At 60.3% G+C, this 19,594-nt stretch carries 18 protein-coding genes and 2 tRNA genes; 16 read left to right on the plus strand and 4 right to left on the minus strand.

The annotated features are described in order from the left end of the window. Nucleotides 1–106 precede the first annotated feature (106 nt). From ftsZ to trxA, 3 genes are all read left to right on the plus strand, one after another. Nucleotides 107–1,285 (plus strand): cell division protein FtsZ, encoded by a 1,179-nt coding sequence (gene ftsZ / locus TQ39_RS16490; protein WP_050006347.1) that lies wholly within the window; start codon nt 107–109, stop codon nt 1,283–1,285. Nucleotides 1,286–1,381: 96 nt separating this feature from the next. Then, a complete protein-coding gene (locus TQ39_RS16495) occupies nt 1,382–3,658 on the plus strand; it encodes a coiled-coil domain-containing protein (RefSeq protein ID WP_050006348.1) in 2,277 nt (758 codons plus the stop codon). A 515-nt stretch (nt 3,659–4,173) separates the two neighbouring features. After that, nucleotides 4,174–4,482, plus strand: a complete 309-nt coding sequence (gene trxA / locus TQ39_RS16505) for a thioredoxin (RefSeq protein ID WP_009324346.1) — start codon at nt 4,174–4,176, stop codon at nt 4,480–4,482. Nucleotides 4,483–4,607: 125 nt separating this feature from the next. On the opposite strand, the gene TQ39_RS16510 is transcribed toward trxA, so the two are convergent. Beyond that, the gene (locus TQ39_RS16510; protein ID WP_009324347.1) at nt 4,608–5,192 is read right to left on the minus strand and encodes a hypothetical protein; all 585 of its coding nucleotides are present in this window, start codon (nt 5,190–5,192) and stop codon (nt 4,608–4,610) included. Between the two features lie 4 nt (nt 5,193–5,196). Further along, on the minus strand, nt 5,197–5,418 hold the full coding sequence (locus tag TQ39_RS16515; protein WP_009324348.1) for a YdbC family protein: 222 nt from the start codon (nt 5,416–5,418) through the stop codon (nt 5,197–5,199). A gap of 233 nt (nt 5,419–5,651) precedes the next feature. Here TQ39_RS16515 and TQ39_RS16520 point away from each other — a divergent pair, with 233 nt between their 5' ends. From TQ39_RS16520 to TQ39_RS16535, 4 genes are all read left to right on the plus strand, one after another. Beyond that, nucleotides 5,652–6,323 carry a helix-turn-helix transcriptional regulator gene (locus TQ39_RS16520; RefSeq protein ID WP_009324349.1) on the plus strand — a complete coding sequence of 224 codons (672 nt, stop codon included), beginning with the start codon at nt 5,652–5,654 and terminating at the stop codon, nt 6,321–6,323. 339 nt (nt 6,324–6,662) lie between these two features. Then, on the plus strand, nt 6,663–7,037 hold the full coding sequence (locus tag TQ39_RS16525; protein WP_050006350.1) for a RidA family protein: 375 nt from the start codon (nt 6,663–6,665) through the stop codon (nt 7,035–7,037). Nucleotides 7,038–7,079: 42 nt separating this feature from the next. Then, nucleotides 7,080–8,303, plus strand: coding sequence for a pyridoxal phosphate-dependent aminotransferase (locus TQ39_RS16530; RefSeq protein ID WP_050006351.1), 1,224 nt, complete (start codon nt 7,080–7,082; stop codon nt 8,301–8,303). Nucleotides 8,304–8,361: 58 nt separating this feature from the next. Continuing rightward, nucleotides 8,362–9,798, plus strand: a complete 1,437-nt coding sequence (locus tag TQ39_RS16535) for a Na+/H+ antiporter NhaC family protein (protein WP_009324352.1) — start codon at nt 8,362–8,364, stop codon at nt 9,796–9,798. 249 nt (nt 9,799–10,047) lie between these two features. Here the strand turns inward: TQ39_RS16535 and TQ39_RS16540 are convergent. Together TQ39_RS16540 and TQ39_RS16545 are read right to left on the minus strand one after the other, a co-directional pair. Next, nucleotides 10,048–10,123 (minus strand) — tRNA-Pro (locus TQ39_RS16540). Between the two features lie 28 nt (nt 10,124–10,151). Continuing rightward, nucleotides 10,152–10,225, minus strand: a tRNA-Gln gene (locus tag TQ39_RS16545). Nucleotides 10,226–10,572: 347 nt separating this feature from the next. Between TQ39_RS16545 and TQ39_RS16550 the strand changes: the two genes are divergently transcribed. From TQ39_RS16550 to TQ39_RS16590, 9 genes are all read left to right on the plus strand, one after another. After that, complete coding sequence (locus TQ39_RS16550) at nt 10,573–11,499, plus strand: AEC family transporter (protein WP_050006352.1); 927 nt, start codon at nt 10,573–10,575, stop codon at nt 11,497–11,499. 88 nt (nt 11,500–11,587) lie between these two features. Then, a complete protein-coding gene (locus TQ39_RS16555) occupies nt 11,588–11,830 on the plus strand; it encodes a GlsB/YeaQ/YmgE family stress response membrane protein (RefSeq protein ID WP_040910165.1) in 243 nt (80 codons plus the stop codon). A 50-nt stretch (nt 11,831–11,880) separates the two neighbouring features. After that, the gene (locus TQ39_RS16560; RefSeq protein WP_009324355.1) at nt 11,881–12,957 is read left to right on the plus strand and encodes a 6-phosphofructokinase; all 1,077 of its coding nucleotides are present in this window, start codon (nt 11,881–11,883) and stop codon (nt 12,955–12,957) included. A gap of 363 nt (nt 12,958–13,320) precedes the next feature. Beyond that, complete coding sequence (locus tag TQ39_RS16565) at nt 13,321–15,942, plus strand: valine--tRNA ligase (RefSeq protein ID WP_050006353.1); 2,622 nt, start codon at nt 13,321–13,323, stop codon at nt 15,940–15,942. A 33-nt stretch (nt 15,943–15,975) separates the two neighbouring features. After that, nucleotides 15,976–16,485, plus strand: a complete 510-nt coding sequence (locus TQ39_RS16570; protein WP_050006354.1) for a GNAT family N-acetyltransferase — start codon at nt 15,976–15,978, stop codon at nt 16,483–16,485. Nucleotides 16,486–16,573: 88 nt separating this feature from the next. After that, a complete protein-coding gene (locus TQ39_RS16575) occupies nt 16,574–17,842 on the plus strand; it encodes a bifunctional folylpolyglutamate synthase/dihydrofolate synthase (RefSeq protein ID WP_009324358.1) in 1,269 nt (422 codons plus the stop codon). A 133-nt stretch (nt 17,843–17,975) separates the two neighbouring features. Beyond that, a complete protein-coding gene (locus TQ39_RS16580; protein WP_009324359.1) occupies nt 17,976–18,275 on the plus strand; it encodes an anti-sigma factor antagonist in 300 nt (99 codons plus the stop codon). Nucleotides 18,276–18,303: 28 nt separating this feature from the next. Further along, complete coding sequence (gene spoIIAB / locus TQ39_RS16585) at nt 18,304–18,732, plus strand: anti-sigma F factor (protein ID WP_009324360.1); 429 nt, start codon at nt 18,304–18,306, stop codon at nt 18,730–18,732. Between the two features lie 39 nt (nt 18,733–18,771). Beyond that, the gene (locus TQ39_RS16590) at nt 18,772–19,452 is read left to right on the plus strand and encodes a sigma-70 family RNA polymerase sigma factor (RefSeq protein ID WP_009324361.1); all 681 of its coding nucleotides are present in this window, start codon (nt 18,772–18,774) and stop codon (nt 19,450–19,452) included. The last annotated feature ends 142 nt before the right edge of the window (nt 19,453–19,594 follow it).

Consider the following 19,594-nt stretch of genomic DNA (forward strand, 5'->3'; position numbering starts at 1 on the left):
ATACTTTATTTTTACATAATCTTGGAATGGCTATTGAAATCAAATCTGAAATCTGGTATCCTAATACTTAGTGTATAGTACAAAATTGTCTTTAGGGGGAATTCTCGTGGCATTTATCCTCGATGAAGAACTGCAGAATATAACGAACATCAAGGTCATCGGCGTGGGCGGCGGCGGCGGAAACGCTGTCAACCGCATGGTGCAAAGCGGCCTGCGCGGTGTTGAATTTATCAGCATGAATACCGATCAGCAGGCGCTGTTTGCCTCCAAAGCCACACAGAAGGTGCAGCTTGGCGCGAAGCTGACGAAGGGACGCGGCGCGGGCGCCGACCCCGAGATCGGCCAGCGCAGCGCGGAGGAGAGCCGCGACGAGATCGCCACCGCCCTCAAGGGCGCGCAGATGGCCTTCATCACCGCCGGTATGGGCGGCGGCACGGGCACGGGCGCCGCGCCTGTGGTGGCCGAAGTGGCCAAGGAGCTTGGCATTCTTACCGTGGGCATCGTCACGAAGCCCTTTGCCTTTGAAGGCAAGCGCAAAATGAACATGGCCGAGATCGGCATCGCCGGCCTGCTGGAGCGTGTGGATTCCCTCATCGTCATCCCCAACGAGCGCCTGAAGCTCATCAGCCAGGAAAAGATCACGCTGCTGAACGCTTTTGAAGCGGCCGACAATGTGCTGCGCCAGGGCGTGGAGAGCATCTCCTCGCTGATCAATGTGGCGGCCTTCATCAACCTGGACTTCGCGGACGTGCGCAGCATCATGAAGGACGCGGGTTACGCGCACATGGGCGTTGGTTCCGCCAAGGGCGTGAACAAGGCGGAGGACGCGGCCAACGCGGCCATTTCCAGCCCGCTTTTGGAGACGAGCATCTCCGGCGCGCGCGGCGTTATCATCAACATCACCTCCTCGCCGGACATCGGCCTGGACGATGTGGAAAAGGCCGCCAGCCTCATCACCAATTCCGCACACCCCGAAGCGAACATCATCTGGGGCGCCGCGTTCGACGAGAACCTGAAGGATGAGATGAGCATTACCGTCATCGCCACAGGCTTTGACGCGGGCCTTGTGGGCAGCGACCCCATGGACGTGCCGCAGAATGCGGCCACGTTCGGCGGCAAGGTGCAGGTAGCGTTCAAGAACGATACTGCGCCCGTGGCCCCGGCGCAGCCGGTGCAGCCCGTTGCTCCCACGCAGCCGGTGCAGCCCGCCCCCGCGGTGGAGGAAGACGACAACAGCTATTTCGACGATATCCTCGGCCTGCTGAACAACCGCGGAAACAACTGAGCAACCTTGGGAAAAGCGGGGCGTTAAGCCCCGCTTTTTTGGCTGAATGGCGCTGCGTGCGCCCCGGCCGCAGCACAGACGAAAGGAGGCGCGCGTGTGCAGACACTGGAGGAAAAACAGCAGGACGGCATGACGGGCGCCGGCCCGGAGACGGAATTTCATACCGAGCTTTTCGGCTTTAACCGGGTGGAGGTGCTGTCTTACATCGAGCGCATCTCCGCGGCAAACGCGGAGAAAGCGCGGGCGCTGGAGGACACCATCGCCGCGCTCCAAAAAGACCTGACAGGCGTGCGCCGGCAGGGAAGCACACTGGCGCAGAAGGCAAAGCAGGTATTCAACGAGCTGGAGAACCAGAAAAAACGTGCGGAGGACGCGGTGGCAGAGGCTGCCGCGCTGCGCACAGAGGTGGACAAGGCCAACGACGAGATCGCCGCGGTGCGCAGCCGCCTCTTTGCCCGGGAGCAGGAAAACGCCGCGCTGAAAAGCGACAATGCGCGGCTGAGCGAAACGGTGGACGATCTGACGCGCGCTTTGACACGCCGCGGCGCGCCGCTGCCGACCGGGCAGAACGCGTCCGCTTCGGGAAGCAGCGGCGACCAGGCCCTGCTGCAGCAGGCGCAGCTCAAGGCGCGGGACATTCTGCGCGCGGCTGACGCTCAGGCGACGGCGCACATTGAAAAGGCGAAAGAGGACGCCGCAGCCATTGTGGCCCAAGCAAAGGTGGAAAAGAGTAAAGCGAAGGCGGGGCTGGCGGAGTCCGCCGACGGCATTGCGGCCAGCATCGCTGTGCTGAAGGCGCAGCTTGCGGCGGTGGACGCCAAGATACTGGCGGCGACGGGCGATCTGCAGAAAGCCACCGACGGCATCACCGCCGCGCTGGGCAATACCGAGCGCAGCCTGTCCTCGCTTGGCGCGCAGGTGGAGCGTTTCCCTGAAAATGCGCCCGCCGCACAGCCGCAGCCGGCCCAACCGGCAGCGCCCCCAGCGCCGCAGGAGCCCGCTCCGGCCCGTGAATACGCTGTGCAGGAGCATGCGGCGTACCCTGTACGGGAGGGGCGGAGCGTTCGGGACGGGGCGGTTCCCGCTTTTGCGCCGGACAGCGAATACGACCGATATGTGCGCGCCCGCAGGGAAGAAGACGCCTATTACAGCGCTCTGCGCCGCGTGCGCTATGAAGATGAACTGCGCGACCGTTTTTATGAAGAGGAACGGCTTCGTCAGGAGGCCCTGCGCCGCATACGCTACGATGAAGCGCTGCGGGAACAGGAGTACGCGCGCCGCTGCGGCCCGGACCATCGCGCGCCTTATGCGGCCGCGCCGGAGGGCGGTTATCCTTTGTATGCATCCCGGAGGGACGACCGGTTTGACCGAGCGCCCGCCCTGGGGCGTGACGGAGGAGCGGCCGTTGTGCAGGCGAGAGAGGCGGATCTCCCGCAGACAGCGGCCGCCGGACGGCACGCTGCAGTCCAGCAGCCCATGGCGCCCATGCCGTCCTCTGTGCCGCCCGCGGCAGAGGAACCGCAGCAGGAGCTGCAGCCGCCGGCCTTTGAAGCCTCCCGCCCACGCTACCGCGCAACGAATGGCAGGCCGCTGCCGGGGCGCAACGTAACGCCTCAGGGAGACAGGCCCGCCGTCCTGGAGGAGCAATACGACGCGGTCCAGCACGCGGCTCGCGGCGGTGCGCCGGGCAATGCGCCTTATGATATTCCGGAAGCGCCGGCGCAGCCCGTGGTGCAGAAGGTGGAGATCCCGCAGGTGCCGCCGAAGGAGCCGCCGGAATCCGGCTCACAGATCCCGTTTGGAAAACCGCATGCACCGCGTGCCATGCCGTTTGCCCCGTTTGACCCCTATACGCCCCATACCGCGCCCTATATCGAACCGGACGCGGAGGCGGCCCGCATTTTGAACACGCCGCCGCCCCCGCCGCCGCGTGGGACGGAGGCGAAACAGCCCTATGTGCCGCAGCCCACGCCGATCGCGCCCAGCGTTCCGTTGTCGGGACCCTATGCCAGGCCGTCCGCCGCGGCGGTGGCGGGCACGCCGCAGGCGCAGCCTGCGCCCGCGCGCACCGAAGAGCCTGTGATCATCCCTTATTCCGCGCCCATCCCTCCGATGGGAAGTAAGGCGGATGCGGGAGAAGCGGCCGCTGCTTCAGCGGCCCGGAAGGGGGAGGCTTCCCCGGCGGCGCCTGTATCCGGGCAGAAGAAGCCGGAAATGCAGCGCGCGCAGGAGCCTTCTGCACCGTCTGTGGGAGCTGCCGCGAAACCTCCGGTGTTCACTGCGCCGCGCGGCCAGCAAAAGCAGGGGTCCGCGCTGTCGGACGACCTGCTGGCCAATTTGAACGCGCTGCTCAACGGAGGGCAGGAACCGTAAGGCCGTCCGGGCCGAAGCCTTAAAATAAGGGCAACACCGCACAATTCTAAGTGTCGAATCGCGCCGGCAGATTTTTTGGCAGGTTAAACAAAAATGCTCGCGAATACTTTGTGTATTCGCGAGCATTTTTGTGACAGTTGCCGGAAAATCTGCAAGCGAGGTGACGCTTAAGGCATCAGCCGTGAATTGTGCGGTGTTGCCTAAGACCGCATCTGCCGCGCGCAGCCGCATATCTTTCGGCGGCGCGTACGCAGGTGCGGTTTATTTTACGTTCGAGGGGCTCCTTCAACAACAAAAGCAGCCGGGGCTGTTTTCCGGCCGCATAAACAGATGCGCCGCCGTGACTATTTCCATAGGGGCCGGCGCAAACTATGAAAAGAGCCGTGCCTGGGAACAGAAATAGGACTTGCATATTTTATACTAAAATGGTATAGTATTATTAAGGAAAAAGAAACCAATCCCGCCGGCGGTGAAAGCGCCGCACAGCGGGCGATAACACAAAAGGAGATAAGATTATGGCGGTAAATGTGAAAACACAGGATTTTGAAGAACAGGTGGCAAAGGCTTCCGGCCCGGTGCTGGTGGATTTCTGGGCGAGCTGGTGCGGTCCGTGCCGTATGCTGGCGCCGGTCATCGACCAGCTTGCGGCAGAGCAGACGGATGTAAAGGTCTGCAAGGTGAACATCGACGAAGAACCGGGCCTTGCCCAGCGCTTCGGCGTTATGAGCATCCCGACGGTGGTGCTGTTTGAAAACGGCCAGGAAAAAAACCGCAGCGTGGGCCTTGTGCCCAAGGAAAAGCTGCTGGCGCTGCTGGGACGCTGATTGGTCTGAGGAATCCGGAGGATAAGACAGCCTTCAGGATGGTTTTCATGTTTTGAGGCAGTAAAAAGGCCGCGTGCCCTTTCACAAGGGCACGCGGCCTTTTGGGATTCATAAGGCAACAGGGCTCAGCGGCGGTTGACGCTGCTGGTGCCCTTCTCTACCAGGTAAGTGGCCTCCAGGTCTGCCAGATGAAGCTTGACAGCCAGCGGGTATTCGTCGAACGCATTGCTGATGGCGTAGCTGCCGCCGCGCACCGCGTCGTCGAAGCCGCCCATGTGCCAGCGGATGGCGATGGCCTCCACGGGCTTCAGGCGGATGAAACGCTCGATGAGATAAACACTCTTCTCCCCGTGACCGAACGGAAAAGCGTCCTGCACGCTGTAAGAGGGAACCTTTTCCCATTGTCCGGTGGCGTCGTTCTTTACGTTGCGGAACCCCGATTTGTAGTAATTGGCCTTGCACAGGTCGTGCAGCAGAGAAACGAGGGTGAAACTCTCCTTGTTGTCCTCTTCCGTGTAAAAGCGGGACATCAGCACGTTATACACGTTGATGCTGTGCATCACAAGGCCGCATTCGCACGCGCCGTGAAAACGCGTGGAGGCCGGAGCCGTATAAAAATCCGTGGTCGCCAGCCAGTCCAGCAGCTGCTGCGCGCCGGGGCGGGAGACATTTTCGGAAAAAATACGGATAAACTCTGCTTTGTAATCCATACCGTCAGATCTCAAGATCGTTCAGGATGCCCTTCAGAATGGCCAGCTCGTCGTGGGTGAGGCTGATGCCCTTGCCCATTTTGCTGTTGTCGGGCGCCCAGTCGCGGATGTCGTATTTGGGCTCGCGGTCGTTCCAGCTCACCATATTGAGCTGCCGTTCCCAGCCGTTGGGGCTCTGGGACAGCACCGCGATGCGTTCTGTGATCTCATATTTGAATTCTGCCATAAAACTGATACTCCTCTGAAATGAAAATGTATGCCAGTGCACGAGTAGCCTCGCGCTCGGCCTGCGACACTGTTAATGATAGCGGATACGGGGCGCAAATGCAAGGTTTAAAAAAAACTTCGTGCTGCGCCCGCTTGCACAACAGCCGCGCGCTTGGTAAAATAGGAACAGCATCACCCCTGCGCGGCGCATGGCGGTGGGGGTGATACATTTTGATTTTAGGAGGGAGCCCCGTGTCTGAATACAATGTGCCCTTCACAGACGAGGACCACCGCATCCTCAGCTCCTGTGTTACGCTGGTGGAAGGCCTTGCGGACTATCTGGGCGGCGGATATGAGATCGTGCTGCACAGCCTCGAGGATGTGGAGCACTCGGTGGTGAAGATCATCAACGGCCACCACACGGGCCGCACGACGGGCGCGCCCATCACGGATCTCGCGCTCTCCATGCTCTCGCGGATAGAGAACGAGAACCGGCCGGGCTATATCTCCTATTTTTCCAGGAACAAAAAGGGAGAGCCGCTCAAGGCTGCCACCATCGCCATCCGCGGCGTGGGCGGGCGTATCATCGGGCTGCTGTGCATCAATTTTTACCTCAACACGCCGCTTTCGCATCTTCTGGATTCGCTGTGCGCTCCCGCACAGCAGAGCCCTGCGGTGACGGAGACCTTCGCTGAGAACACGCGGGAGCTGGTGGTGCAGTCTGTGGAGCAGGCGCGCGCACAGGTGATGGCGGACGGAAGCATTCTGCCGTCAAACAAGAACCGGGAGATCGTGGCGCTTTTGCACCGCTGGAATATCTTTAAGATAAAGGATTCCGTCCCGCTCACGGCCCAGGCGCTGGATATTTCGCCCAATACGGTGTACCTGCACCTGCGCAACGTCCGCCAGGAGGAGGACGCTTAGAGCAAGGCTTTTTATTGCGGAGCAAAAATAGCCGCAGGCTGTTTTTTCGGCCCTGCGTCCCTTCAGATATTTTTTATTGCTGTGCAATAAAAAATATCTATGCAAATTTCCGTTTGAATGAAAAATAATTTAGTGTTATACTGATAAACAACATAGTCAAAGACGGCGTGCGCTCCCGGAGCGCACGCCGTCTTTTATTGGGCGGTATTACCGATAAAATGAAATAAAATTTAGTTAATCGTTCAATTGAATAAAAAATATTTTAGTGCTAACATGGAAGCAGAAAAATGCTGCGGGCTTCGGGCGCGCGGCCAAAAGCGAAGAAAGGAAGAAAAGCATATGGAAAAAATTCACACGGAAAAGGCCCCGGCCGCAATCGGCCCTTATTCGCAGGCGATGAAGCAGGGGGGGCTGGTGTTCACCTCCGGCCAGATCCCGCTGGACCCGGCGACGGGCGCCGTCGTGGGGGAAGATATCACAGCGCAGGCAAAGCAGGTGCTTGAAAACCTCAAGGCCGTGCTGGAAGCATCCGGTGCGGCGCTGGATACAGTGCTCAAGACGACATGCTTTCTGGCGGATATGGCGGACTTCGCGCCCTTCAACGAGCTGTATGCGGCCTATTTCACAGGCTGCCCGGCACGCTCCTGCGTGGCGGTGAAACAGCTGCCCAAAGGTGTGCTCGTAGAAGTGGAGGCCATTGCGGCGGTGCGCTGAAAGACAAAACGATCTATATAAGAGCGAAAGGAGAGGCAAGCGATGGATATCAAGGCAAAAATGAACGGGCGCTTCCGCGACCTGCAGGGCGGCCTGTTCCTGGAAGTGACGAAGGCAGACGTGGGCGAGGGCGCCGGCAACTTTATGAAGGCAGGCGGCGACATCATGGCCTGGGCGGACCCCTTCTTCCCGGACCCGGCCATCCCGGAGTCTGTGAAAAAGGCGATGCACGAGGCGATCGACGGGGGGTTCCCGGCCCATTACGGCATGCCCATCGGCATCTACGAGCTGCGCGAGGCGCTGGCGGAGCATATCTCGGAGCGGACGGGCCTTTCCATCGACCCCAGCCGCAATGTCATCGTGACGCCGGGCTCGGACAGCGGGCTTTTGTACGCCATGATGCCGTTCATCTCGGAGGGGGACGAGGTGATGGTGCCGGACCCCAGCTATCCCAGCAATTTCCTCAACCCGAAGCTGCTGGGCGGCAAGACGGTGCCCGTGCCGCTGTACCCCGAGGACAATTACCAGGTGCGCATCGAGGAATTTGAAAAACGCCTCACGCCGCGCACGAAGATGGTGCTGCTCACGCACCCCAACAATCCCACCACTACGGTGTACCGGCGCGAGAGCATCGAGGCGCTGTGCCGCTTCATCATCGACAACGATCTGGTGCTGGTGTGCGACCAGGCGTTTGAAGACCACATCTACGACGGCATCGAATTCGTGGCGCCGTGCACGCTGCCCGGCATGTGGGAGCGCACGCTCACAGTATGCTCCATTTCCAAGGGCATCGGGCTGTCCGGCTTCCGCATCGGCTATATCTATGCGTGCGACAAGATCATGGATGTGCTGTACGGCGGCGCGGTGAACGTGCTGGGCGCAGCGTGCACCCTCAGCTCGCTGGGCGCCATCGCGGCCATCAAGGACAAGGAGCATATGCGAAGCAATTATGAGCGCCTCGAGCGCCGCCGCCGTCTGGCATACGACATCCTCTCCACAGCACCCGGCGTGGAGATGAAGATGAGCGAGAGCGGCATCCTGTCCTGGCTCAATATCAGCCGGCTGGGCACGAGCGCCGAGGTGGCCGATTACATCATGGAGCATGCGAAAATCATGGTGAACCAGGGCACGCCCTACGGCGCGCAGGGCGAGGGCTGGCTGCGCATCGTGACGGCCTGCTTCGCCAGCGATGAGGATGCGGTCGTGCGCTTTGAGCGCATCAAGGTAGCGCTCACACGGCTGGCGAAGGAAAAGGGCATTGCATAGGCAAGGGCCGGCCGCAGGGCCGGAAGGGTATCAAATGTAAGGAAAGGAAGGAAGACCATTGAAAGACGAAAACAACAAGCTTGAATTCAGAGGCGGCATGTTTATGTCGCTGGTGCCGGTGGCGATCTTCTTCGCCTTCTGCATCATCCTGTTCGTGGTGTTCAAGGCGTTCAACATGGAGGCGCTGGCCATGGGCGGCTTCGTGGCGCTCCTCATCGGCGGCATATTCTGCAAGAGCTACACGAAATTCTGGGATTCTGCCATCCGCGGCATCTCCTCCATCTCCTCGGTTTCCGTTATCGTTATCTTTTTCGTCATCGGCATGTTCTCCGCGCTGATGAAGGAGAGCGGCCTGTCCGGTGGGTTCGTATGGCTGGCGAACTCCGTGGGCATCCAGGGCGGCCTGTTCGTGGCGTTTGTGTTCTTTGCAACCTGTATCGTTTCCACGGCAACCGGCTCGTCCATCGGCACCATGTTCACAGCATTCCCCATCTTCTATCCCGCGGGCATCATCCTGGGCGGCAGCCCCATGTTCCTGGCGGGCGCCATCGTCTCGGGCGCCATTTTCGGTGACAACCTCGCCCCCATCTCGGACACGACCATCGCCAGCGCCTCTACGCAGCAGTTCCGCGACGGGCGTCCAGCCGATGTGGGCGGTTGTGTGAAAACGCGCTTTAAGTATTCCATCGTGGCGGGCAGCATCGCGCTGGTGCTCTTTGCCATCCTGGGCGGCATCGGCGGCACATACGAGGGCGGCGCGATTGAGGCGCTTTCAAACCCCGTCAGCCTCGTTATGCTCATCCCGGTCGTCGTGATGCTCGTTGTGGCCACGAAATCGCGCAACATCTTCCTTGGCATTCTGGTGGGCCTCTCGCTGGGCCTTGTGACGGGCCTTGCCTGCGGGCTTTTCCCGCCCTCCGCCGTCTTTGCAAACGACCCGGAGAACAGCGCCGCCACAGGCTTCCTTGTAACGGGCGTTGCCGGCATGCTGGGCACGGTTGGCCTCGTGATCTCGGTGTTCGGCATCATGGGCGTCCTTACAGATGCGGGCATGCTGGGCTATCTTGTTGAGAAGATCCTGGGCAGCAAGCTGGCCCGCACGCCGCGCGGCGCCGAGGTGGCGAGCGTTATTGGCATCTCGCTCACCACGCTCATCTTCGGCGGCGTGACCAGCGCATCCATCCTCACGTTTGGCCCGGTGCTGAACGAGGTGGGCAAGGCGAAGGGCATCCACCCCTACCGCCGCGCGAATCTGCTGGATGCAGTTGCCAACAGCCTGCCGGCCATCGTGCCGTTCCTTTCCGTGTTCGTGTTCATTGGCTCCGCTCTCACGGGCCTGTCGCCTGTGGCTGTGGCCGGCGGCACGCTTTACGGCTTCACGCTGTTCGCCGTTATGGTGGTGGCGGTAGCCACGGGTTGGGGCCGCGACTTCGAGGGCAAGAACGGCGAGGCTGTGAAGCAGCCTGTTGAGGAGACGGCACAGAGCAGCAAGTGATTCATGCTCTGTGGCTCATTCGCCCAATGAAACCACAAAAAACTCACTGAAAATGAAAGACCGCCGCGGAGCTGCTCCGCGGCGGTCTTTTTATTGTAAGGGAAATGGAAGAGGGATCGTCTGTATCCGGCCTGCAAGGGAGCCTCAATAAAGTGTAAACGGCAGGAAAGACGGAGAAGGAACAACGCATAGGATGCGAAAAAACCGCACCACTAAGCCGTTTTTGGCTGTCTGGTGCGGTTTTCCGAATGGTCGGAGTATTGAGATTTGAACTCAAGGCCTCTGCGTCCCGAACGCAGCGCGCTACCAACTGCGCTATACCCCGAAAGAAAACGGCAGCAGATGCTGCCGTTTGGTTGCGGAAGAAGGATTCGAACCCTCACAATGCGAGTCAGAGTCGCAGGTGCTACCATTACACAATTCCGCATTGCATTCACGGCGTATCGCCGAAGTGCTTTATTATTATACGAAGAAATTCGCCCGATGTCAACACCTTTTTTTAAGAAAATCCACACGAAATAAAATCCCCTTGCGCAAGATTTGCCGTGTACCCGGCTTTGGGCGCGTGGTATAATAACCTCAAGCCCGCCGCTTGCGCGGCCGCGCGCACTTCGTGCGCTGATGCGCTTTCGCGCACGGGCTTGAGAACATTGAACCATGCAAAACCGCAGCAGGTGCGGTTTTGTTGAGGCCGCTTCGCGGCGTCATGGTATACTGAAAAAACAGCAAAGGCGCCTGCGCGCAGGCGCCTGAACGGGATTGGGGCATCGGTATATGGACCTGTGGGCCAGCCTTTCCAACAGCGGGGTCTATCTGGCTGTGTTGGCGGGAGGATATTTGTTAAAAAGAGCGGGGCTGTTCCGCGTGCAGGACGCGCGGTTCCTCTCTGCGGTCATTATGAACATCACGCTGCCGGCCGCTATCGTCAAGGGCTTTGCAGGCGTGGAGCTGAGCGGCGTGCTGCTGCTCACGTTCGTGTTTTCCTTTTTGGTGAGCCTGATGCTGGTTTGCACGGGTGCGGTGCTTTCCCGCGGGCGTCCGGCAGTGGAACGGGGAACGACGATCCTGAACACCAACACATTCAACTGCGGAAATTTTGCCATCCCGTTTTTATCGGGCGTGGTGAGCTCGGAATCCTTTGCCGCTATGTGCATGTTTGACGTGGGCGCTGCGATTTTTACGTATGGGCCCAACGCGGCCGTGGCCCAGCGCGCCATGGGCGGCGGGAAGGGCAGGGGCGCGGGGCTCGGTTCAGTGTTGAAAAAGCTTTTCACCACGCCCACTTTTCTTGTGTATGTGGCGATGGTCGCCCTGAGCCTGCTGCACTGGGAGCTGCCGGGTTTTGTGATGAACGTGGCCGTGATGGCGGGCAATGCAAACTCCTTTCTTGCCATGCTGTGCATCGGCATTCTGTTTGAGGTGCGGTTCCCGCGGGAAGGCCGCGCCACGGTGGCCCGGGTCCTGGCCGGGCGGTACACGGTGTGCGCACTGGCGGCTGTGGTTTTGTGGCTTTGGCTGCCGGTTCCGCGGGAAGTGGCACGCACGCTGGTGGTGATGCTGTTTGCGCCGGTGGCGAGCTGCGCCCCGATGATCACCATTGAAAACGGCTGCGACGGCACGGTGGCTGCCGTCATCAATTCCATCAGCATGGTGCTGAGCATCACCATCATGACGCTGCTGCTGGCGGTGCTGCCGGTTTGACAACCGGGTGGGAAAATCCTATACTGAAAACAGAAACAAAATCGGCAGGGGCGCCGCATGGATGCGCCTTTGGAAGGGGAAGATAAAAATGCTCTGGGCAATTCTTTCAACGCTGCTCGTCGGCGCGGTGGCCGGCTGGCTGGCAAGCAAAATAATGGGCGGCGGCGGGAGCCTTGTGCGGAACATCGCCGTCGGCGTCATCGGTTCGTGTGTGGGCGGGCTGCTGTTCGGCCTGCTGGGCTTTTCGGCGCACAGCCTGTTTGCGAACATCATTGTTTCGGTGGTGGGGGCGTGCGTGTTCCTGTTCGTGGCGCGCAGGCTGACAAAATAACGCGCCGCCCGGCGGCGGGCGTGAACGGTTGAGAGAAAGAAGGTTTTTCGATGAAAAAACGTGTGGGTATCCTTACCTCCGGCGGGGACTGTCCCGGCCTGAACGCCACCATCCGCGGCGCGGCCAAGGCGCTGTACCAGCGTTTCGGCGATGAGGTGGAGATCGTCGGCATTCAGAACGGCTACGACGGCCTCATCAAGGGCGAATGGCGCGAAATGCAGCAGTATGAATTTTCCGGCATTTTGACGGTGGGCGGCACGATCCTTGGCACCAAGCGCACGCCGTTTAAAATGATGACCGTCGTGGAGGACGACAAGGTCGACAAAGTCGCCGCCATGAAAAAAACGTATAAGGATGCGAAGCTGGACTGCCTGCTGTGCCTGGGCGGAAACGGCACGCATAAAACGGCCAACCTGCTCAGCGAGGAGGGCCTGAACATCATCGGCCTGCCCAAGACCATCGACAACGATATTTACGGCACCGACGTGACCTTCGGCTTCCACACGGCTGTGGATATTGCCACGGAAGTCATCGACCGCATCCATACAACGGCCTCCAGCCACCGCCGCTGCATGGTCATCGAGATCATGGGCAACAAAGCGGGATGGCTGACGCTGTATTCCGGCATCGCCGGCGGCGCGGATATCATCCTCATCCCCGAGCTGCCTTACAATATCGAGAATGTTTGCGCCGCCATCCAGAAGCGCAGCGAGCAGGGCAAGACGTTTTCCATCCTGGCTGTGGCGGAGGGCGTATACGATGTGGGCGAAGCGGCCATGAAGAAAAAGGAGCGGGCGGCGGCGCGGGCCGCTGCGGGCGAGCGCACGGCCACGAACCGCATTGCAAGGCAGATCGAGGAAGCGACGGGCTTTGAGACCCGGGTATGCGTGCCCGGACACATGCAGCGCGGCGGCAGCCCTTCGGCATACGACCGTGTTCTGGCCACCGAGTTCGGCACCTATGCGGCAAAGCTGGTGGAGGCCGACCACTACGGCGTGGCCGTCGCCATGAAGAACAATATCGTGACGGAGAACGCGCTCAAGGACATTGCGGGCAAGACGAAGCTGGTGCCCGAGACCTGCGACATGCTCACGGTGGCGCGCCGCATGGGCGTGAGCCTCGGGTGAAAGGCGCCGCCCGTTGACAAACCGCGCAAAAGCGGCTATAATCCATCATAGGTAAATGCTGTGAAAAAGAGTGCGTTCCGCAGAACGGGCCGCTGTGCCGCGGGCACAGGCCGGGCCGGGACGTCCGTGAAAGAGAGCCGGGGCAGGTGGGAGCCGGTGCGGGCGGGCGGAGCGCTGTCGCTTTGGAGCAGGGGCGGGGAACAGCAGTAGCCGCTCTCGTTGGCCCGCGTTAAGGGCGTTCAAGTGGCTTGCCGCGCAGGCGGCGGGCAATTTGGGTGGTACCGCGGTATCTTGATGCCGTCCCATGCACATTTGTGTGGGGCGGCATTTTTGTTTGCATTCCGCCCCGAAAGGAGTACAAGGATGAAAGAACTGGAGAAAATTTACGACCCTTCGTCCGTGGAGGACAAGCATTACAAAAAATGGGTGGATGCAGGCTATTTCCACGCGGAGCGCGACCCGGACAAAAGGCCCTATACCATTGTGATGCCGCCGCCCAATATCACGGGGCAGCTGCACATGGGCCACGCCATGGACGAGACCTGGCAGGATATCCTCATCCGCTACAAGCGCATGCAGGGCTATGCCGCTCTGTGGGTGCCGGGCACGGACCATGCGTCCATTGCCACAGAGGCGAAGATCGTGGCGAAGATGAAGGAAGAGGGCCTCACGAAGCAGGACCTCGGCCGCGACAGGTTTTTGGAGCGCGCTTGGGACTGGAAAAAGCAGTACGGCGGGCGCATCGTGGAGCAGCTGAAAAAGCTGGGCTGTTCCTGCGACTGGCAGCGTGAGCGTTTCACCATGGACGAGGGCTGCAGCAAGGCTGTTTTGAAGGTTTTCAAAAAGCTGTACGACGACGGCCTCATCTACCGGGGGGAGCGCATCATCAACTGGTGCCCCCACTGCAAAACGTCCATCTCCGACGCGGAGGTGGAGTACGAGGAGCAGGACGGCTTTTTCTGGCATCTGAAATATCCGGTGGCGGGCGGCGATGAATTCGTGGAGCTTGCCACTACCCGCCCCGAGACCATGCTGGGAGATACGGCCATCGCCGTGCACCCGGACGACGAACGCTACACCCATCTGCACGGCAAAAAGGTTATTTTGCCGCTGGTGGGGAAGGAGATCCCCGTTGTCTGCGACACGTATGTGGACCGGGAATTCGGCACGGGCGTGGTGAAGATCACTCCCGCGCATGACCCCAACGACTTCGAGGTGGGCGTGCGCCACGGCCTGCCCGTCGTCAAGGTGCTGACGGACGACGCGCACATGACGCAGGACTGCGGAAAATATGCGGGCATGGACCGTTACGAGGCGCGCAAGGCCATTGTGGCAGACCTGGAAGCCGGCGGATATCTGGCTTCCATCGAGCCGCACAAGCACAATGTGGGCACCTGTTACCGCTGCGGCACCACCGTGGAGCCCATGGTGAGCAAGCAGTGGTTCGTGAAGATGGTGCCTCTGGCGGGCCCGGCCATCGAGGCCGTGCGCGACGGGCGTATCCGGTTCGTGCCCGAGCGTTTCGACAAGCCCTATTACAACTGGATGGAGAACACGCGCGACTGGTGCATCAGCCGCCAGCTCTGGTGGGGCCACCGCATCCCAGCCTATTACTGCGATGACTGCGGCGAGATCAGCGTTTCGGCCACGCCGCTCACCGTGTGCCCCAAGTGCGGCAAGCCCGTGCGCCAGGACGAGGACACGCTGGACACCTGGTTTTCCAGCGCCCTGTGGCCGTTCTCCACGCTGGGATGGCCGGAAGAGACCGAGGACCTTAAATATTTTTACCCAACCAATACGCTGGTCACGGGATATGACATCATCACGTTCTGGGTCAGCCGCATGATCTTCTCCGGGCTGACGTATACGGACAAAGCCCCTTTCGATACCGTGCTCATCCACGGCCTGGTGCGCGACGCGCAGGGCCGCAAGATGTCCAAATCTTTGGGCAACGGCATCGACCCGCTGGAAATCATCGACCAGTACGGCGCGGACGCGCTGCGCCTGACGCTGGTGGTGGGCTCCACGCCGGGCAACGACATGCGCTTCTCGGACGAAAAGGTAAAGGCCAGCCGCAACTTTGCCAACAAGCTGTGGAACGCCGCGCGCTTTGTGATGATGAACCTGCCGGAGGACTTCCGGCCCGGCCTGCCCGCCTCGCTGACGATGGCGGACAAATGGGTGCTTTCGCAGCTGAACACGCTGGTGAAGAACGTCACGGAAAACCTTGACAAGTTCGAACTGGGCCTTGCGGCGCAGAAAGTGCAGGACTTCATCTGGGACGTGTACTGCGACTGGTATATCGAGATTGCAAAGCTGCGCCTGAACAGCGAGGACGCGGCCGAGGCGGACAGCGCGCGCCAGATTTTGGTGAGTGTGCTGGTGCAGGCGCTTAAGTTGCTTCACCCGTTCATGCCGTTCATCACAGAGGAAATTTACACGGCGCTGCCCGGCGCGTCTGAGACACTGATGCTGGAAAAATGGCCCGGGTATGAACCGCAGATGAACTATGCGGAAGAAGAAGCGGGCTTTGAAAAGGTGATGGACCTCATCAAAGCCGTGCGCACGCTGCGCGCGGACATGGGCGTGCATCCGGCAAAACGGACGTCGCTCATCATCGAGACGGCGGACAAAACGCCTTTTGAGGACGGGGCTGCGTATCTTGCCAAATTCGCTTTTGCAAACGAGGTATCCTTTACGGAAAAATACACCGGCGACACCAAGGGTGTGGCGCAGGTGGTGACGCACGCGGCCCGCGCGTTTATCCCGATGATGGAGCTGATCGACCGGGAAAAGGAGCAGGCACGGCTGGCCAAGGAAAAGGCCCAGTGCGAGAAGGAAATCGCGTCTATGGCCGCGAAGCTGTCAAACGAGGGCTTTGTGAACAAGGCGCCCGCGCACATCGTCGAGGACATGCGTCAAAAGCACGCTGCGGCGGCGGAGAAGCTGGCGAAGATCGAGGAATCCATCCGAAACCTGGGCTGAGCTGCATTGGCTGTTTGGAGAGGGGAAAGAAAAATGAGCGGAGAGTTAACGATTCGCCCTGCCCACAGTGAGGATGCGGCCGCGATACTGGCGTATCTGCGGCAAATCGGCGCAGAAAGCGACAATCTGACGTTTGGCCCCGAGGGACTGCCCATCACGGAGGAGCAAGAACGGCAATATCTCCGGCAGGTGGAGAACGACCCCGACGCGCTGATGCTCGTGGCGCAAGAGGCGGACGAGATCGTGGCGCTGTGCGGGCTTTCGAGGCCACGGCGGCCGCGCATGAGCCATCGCGCGCAGATTGACGCCAGCGTGCGCAAAAGCCACTGGAACCATGGGATAGCCACGCGCATGCTTACGGAGCTGTTGGAGACGGGCGTGCGCGCCGGCGTAACAGCGTTCACGCTGGAGGTGCGCGCGGATAACGCGGCGGCCGTTCATGTGTATGAAAAGCTGGGCTTTCGCACGGTGGGGCGGCTGGAACGGTTCTTTCGCATCAACGGCCAATACCACGCCGCCTTGTTGATGGAGCTGGACGCATAGGCCCCGGTATAATGTAAAGATACAGGGCGGGCGGCGGCGGTTGCCGTTGCCCGCCCTCTGCTGTGGGCTTTGAAGGAGGGTGGATGCTATGGATTATGAACAGGCGCTGGAATGGGTACACAGCCTGCCGCGGCTGGCCGCGCATCCGGGCGTGGAAAATACGCGGCGGCTGCTGGAAAAGCTGGGGAATCCGGAAAAAAGCCTCCGGTTCGTGCATGTTGCGGGAACCAACGGCAAGGGCAGCGCAACGGTAATGCTGGCTTCTGTGCTGCACAGGGCGGGATACCGCGTGGGCGCCAGCGTCAGCCCCTATGTGCTGGAATTTCGCGAACGTTTTCTGCTGGACGGAGAAATGATTTCCCGGGAAACGCTGGCGCAGATCCTGACAGAGGTGCGCGCGGCTGCTGAAGGGCTGCGCGCGGAGGGCTGGGACAGCCTGGTGGAGTTCGACGCGGTGACGGCGGCCACGCTGCTGTGGTTTGCGCGGGAGCGCTGTGACATCGTCTGTCTGGAAGTGGGCCTTGGCGGGCGGCTGGATTCCACCAATGCGGTGGAAAACACGTTGGTGGCCTGTATCATGTGCATCGGAAGGGACCACACCGAACTGCTGGGCGACACTTATGCGGCCATTGCCGGGGAAAAGTGCGGTATCCTCAAAAACAACTGCACGGTGATAAGCTACCCCGCGCAGCCGCAGGAGGCCATGGATGAGATCACGCTGCGGGCGGCAAAAGCGCATTGCCCTCTTGTGGCGCCCGACCTGCAGGACCTTCATATCTATAAAGCCCCGGCTTTCGAGAACCGGGTCAACTACGGCGGGTACGACCTTGTCGTACCGTTCCCGGGCGTTCATCAGGCCTATAACGCCGCCGTGGTGGTAGAGGCTGCGTTGGCGCTGTGCGAAAAAGGCTTTGACATTTCGGACGAGGCGATTTTGGGCGGAATTGCGGGCGCGCGTTTTCCGGCGCGTATCGAAGTATTGTCCCGCAGGCCTCTGGTGGTGCTGGACGGCGCGCATAACCCGGACGGTGCGCGGGCGCTGGCGGCGACGCTGCGCGGCGCAGGGCTTTCGGGGCTGACGGCGGTGATCGGCATTCTGGACGGCAAACAGCCGGAGGAGATGCTCTCCGCGCTCGCCCCGTGTTTCGCCCGCGTGTATACCGTCCGGCCCGACAGCCCGCGCGCGCTGTCCGCCGAGGCGCTGGCGGCGCTGGCAAAGCGGCATTTCCCGCAGGTGACGGCCTGTGACAGCGTGGAACAGGCGCTGCGCCTGGCGCGGGGGGACGCGCCGGAGGGGCTTGTGGTGTGCGGCAGCCTGTATCTTGCCGCACAGGCGCGGGGGCTGCTCACAAAGTAAAACAGGGCGACGCAAATCAACAAAAAATACAAGGCATACGGTCTATGATAAATGCATAGACTGTATGCCTTTCTTTTTGCGTGCCATTGCGGCACGCGGCTTCAATATTCAGAAAACGGGAGACAAAACGGGTATGACACAAGTAACACTCAAGCAAGACGGAAAAACACTTACGGCGCTGCTTTCGGGCGAGATCGACCATCACTGGGCGGCCATCCTGCGCGAAAAAATCGACGAGCGGGCCGCGGCGGCCGCGCCTGCCATCCTCATCCTTGATTTTTCGGCGGTCACTTTTATGGATTCCTCGGGCATCGGGCTGATCCTGGGCCGCCACAAGCTCGTCAGCGCCATGGGCGGCGTGGTGGTGGTACAGAAAGCGCCGAAGGATATCAAGCGCATGCTGTCCATCGCGGGCATCGAATCCAAAGACTAAGGCCGCGCGCCAAAAGGAGTTATAACAAATGAAAGCACTGAATACGGTAAAGATCACATTCCCCAGCCGCAGCGTGAACGAGGGCTTTGCCCGCAGCGCGCTCTCGGCATTTGCCGCGCAGGCGGACCCTACGCTGGACGAGCTGGCCGACGTTAAGACGGCTGTATCCGAGGCTGTAACGAACTGCATCGTGCACGCCTATGCAAACACCATTGGTCCGATCACGCTGACGGCCGCATTGTATGAGGACGGCACGCTGCGCGTGGCGGTGGCGGACAAGGGGTGCGGTATCCCGGATGTCTCCAAGGCAATGGAGCCGCTGTTCACTACGGGCGGCGCCGAACGCGCGGGCCTGGGCTTTGCGGTGATGGAAAGCTTTATGGACTCCGTCAAGGTGCGCTCTGCCCCGGGCAAAGGCACGCGCGTTACGCTGAGCAAGCGCCTGGGCACTCGTTGAGCCGCTCTTTATACATATTATATAGAGAGTAGGGAAGTTATGCCGCCAACACCGGTCGTGCTCGGCCCGCGCGCCGAATTCATTGAAAAGAATCTGGGGCTTGTTCATTCCTGTGCCGGCCGTTTCAAAGGGCGGGGGATTGAATACGACGATTTGTTCTCCGCCGGCTGCATGGGGCTCGTCAAAGCATACGACGGCTTTGACGGTTCCCGCGGCCTTTGTTTTTCCACTTACGCAGTGCCTGTGATTTTAGGCGAGATCAAAAAACTGTTCCGGGACGGCGGGACCGTGAAGGTGAGCCGCTCGTTGAAGGAGCTGAGCTTGAAGATCAGCGCGGTGCGGGAGCGCTGCGTAAAGGAAACAGGGCAGGAACCGACTGTTTCACAGCTGGCCGAACGCCTCGATGTAACGCCTGAACAAGTGGCGGACGCAATGAGCGCCGCGATGCCCGCACTGTCTCTTACGCCGGTGAGCGACGAAGACGGCAGCAGGGAGTTCGATATCCCGGAGGAGAGCTGCGAGGAAACCGTATCCGACTTGCTGAGCCTGAAAAGTGTGTTGGGCACGCTGACAAAGGAGGAGCGCACGCTCATCTACCTGCGCTTTTTCAAGAACAAAACCCAAAGTGAAACAGCGCGGGTGCTGCATACCACGCAGGTACAGATATCCCGTAAGGAACGGAAGATCCTTGCCGCCATGCGGGAACAATTGACAGATTAGAAAAGAGGAAAGGAAAAATAAAAGTTTTTTGGAAAAACTTGTTGACATTCGCAAATAAGTATGATAATATAACTAAGCTGTCCCGAGGGGGACGGAGCGGACCTGAGAGAAGAGAAGAAGCCGAAAGAAAGGTCAGAAAAAA

Source organism: Ruthenibacterium lactatiformans, from assembly GCF_000949455.1.
In the GTDB taxonomy this organism is placed as follows: Bacteria; Bacillota; Clostridia; order Oscillospirales; family Ruminococcaceae; genus Ruthenibacterium; species Ruthenibacterium lactatiformans.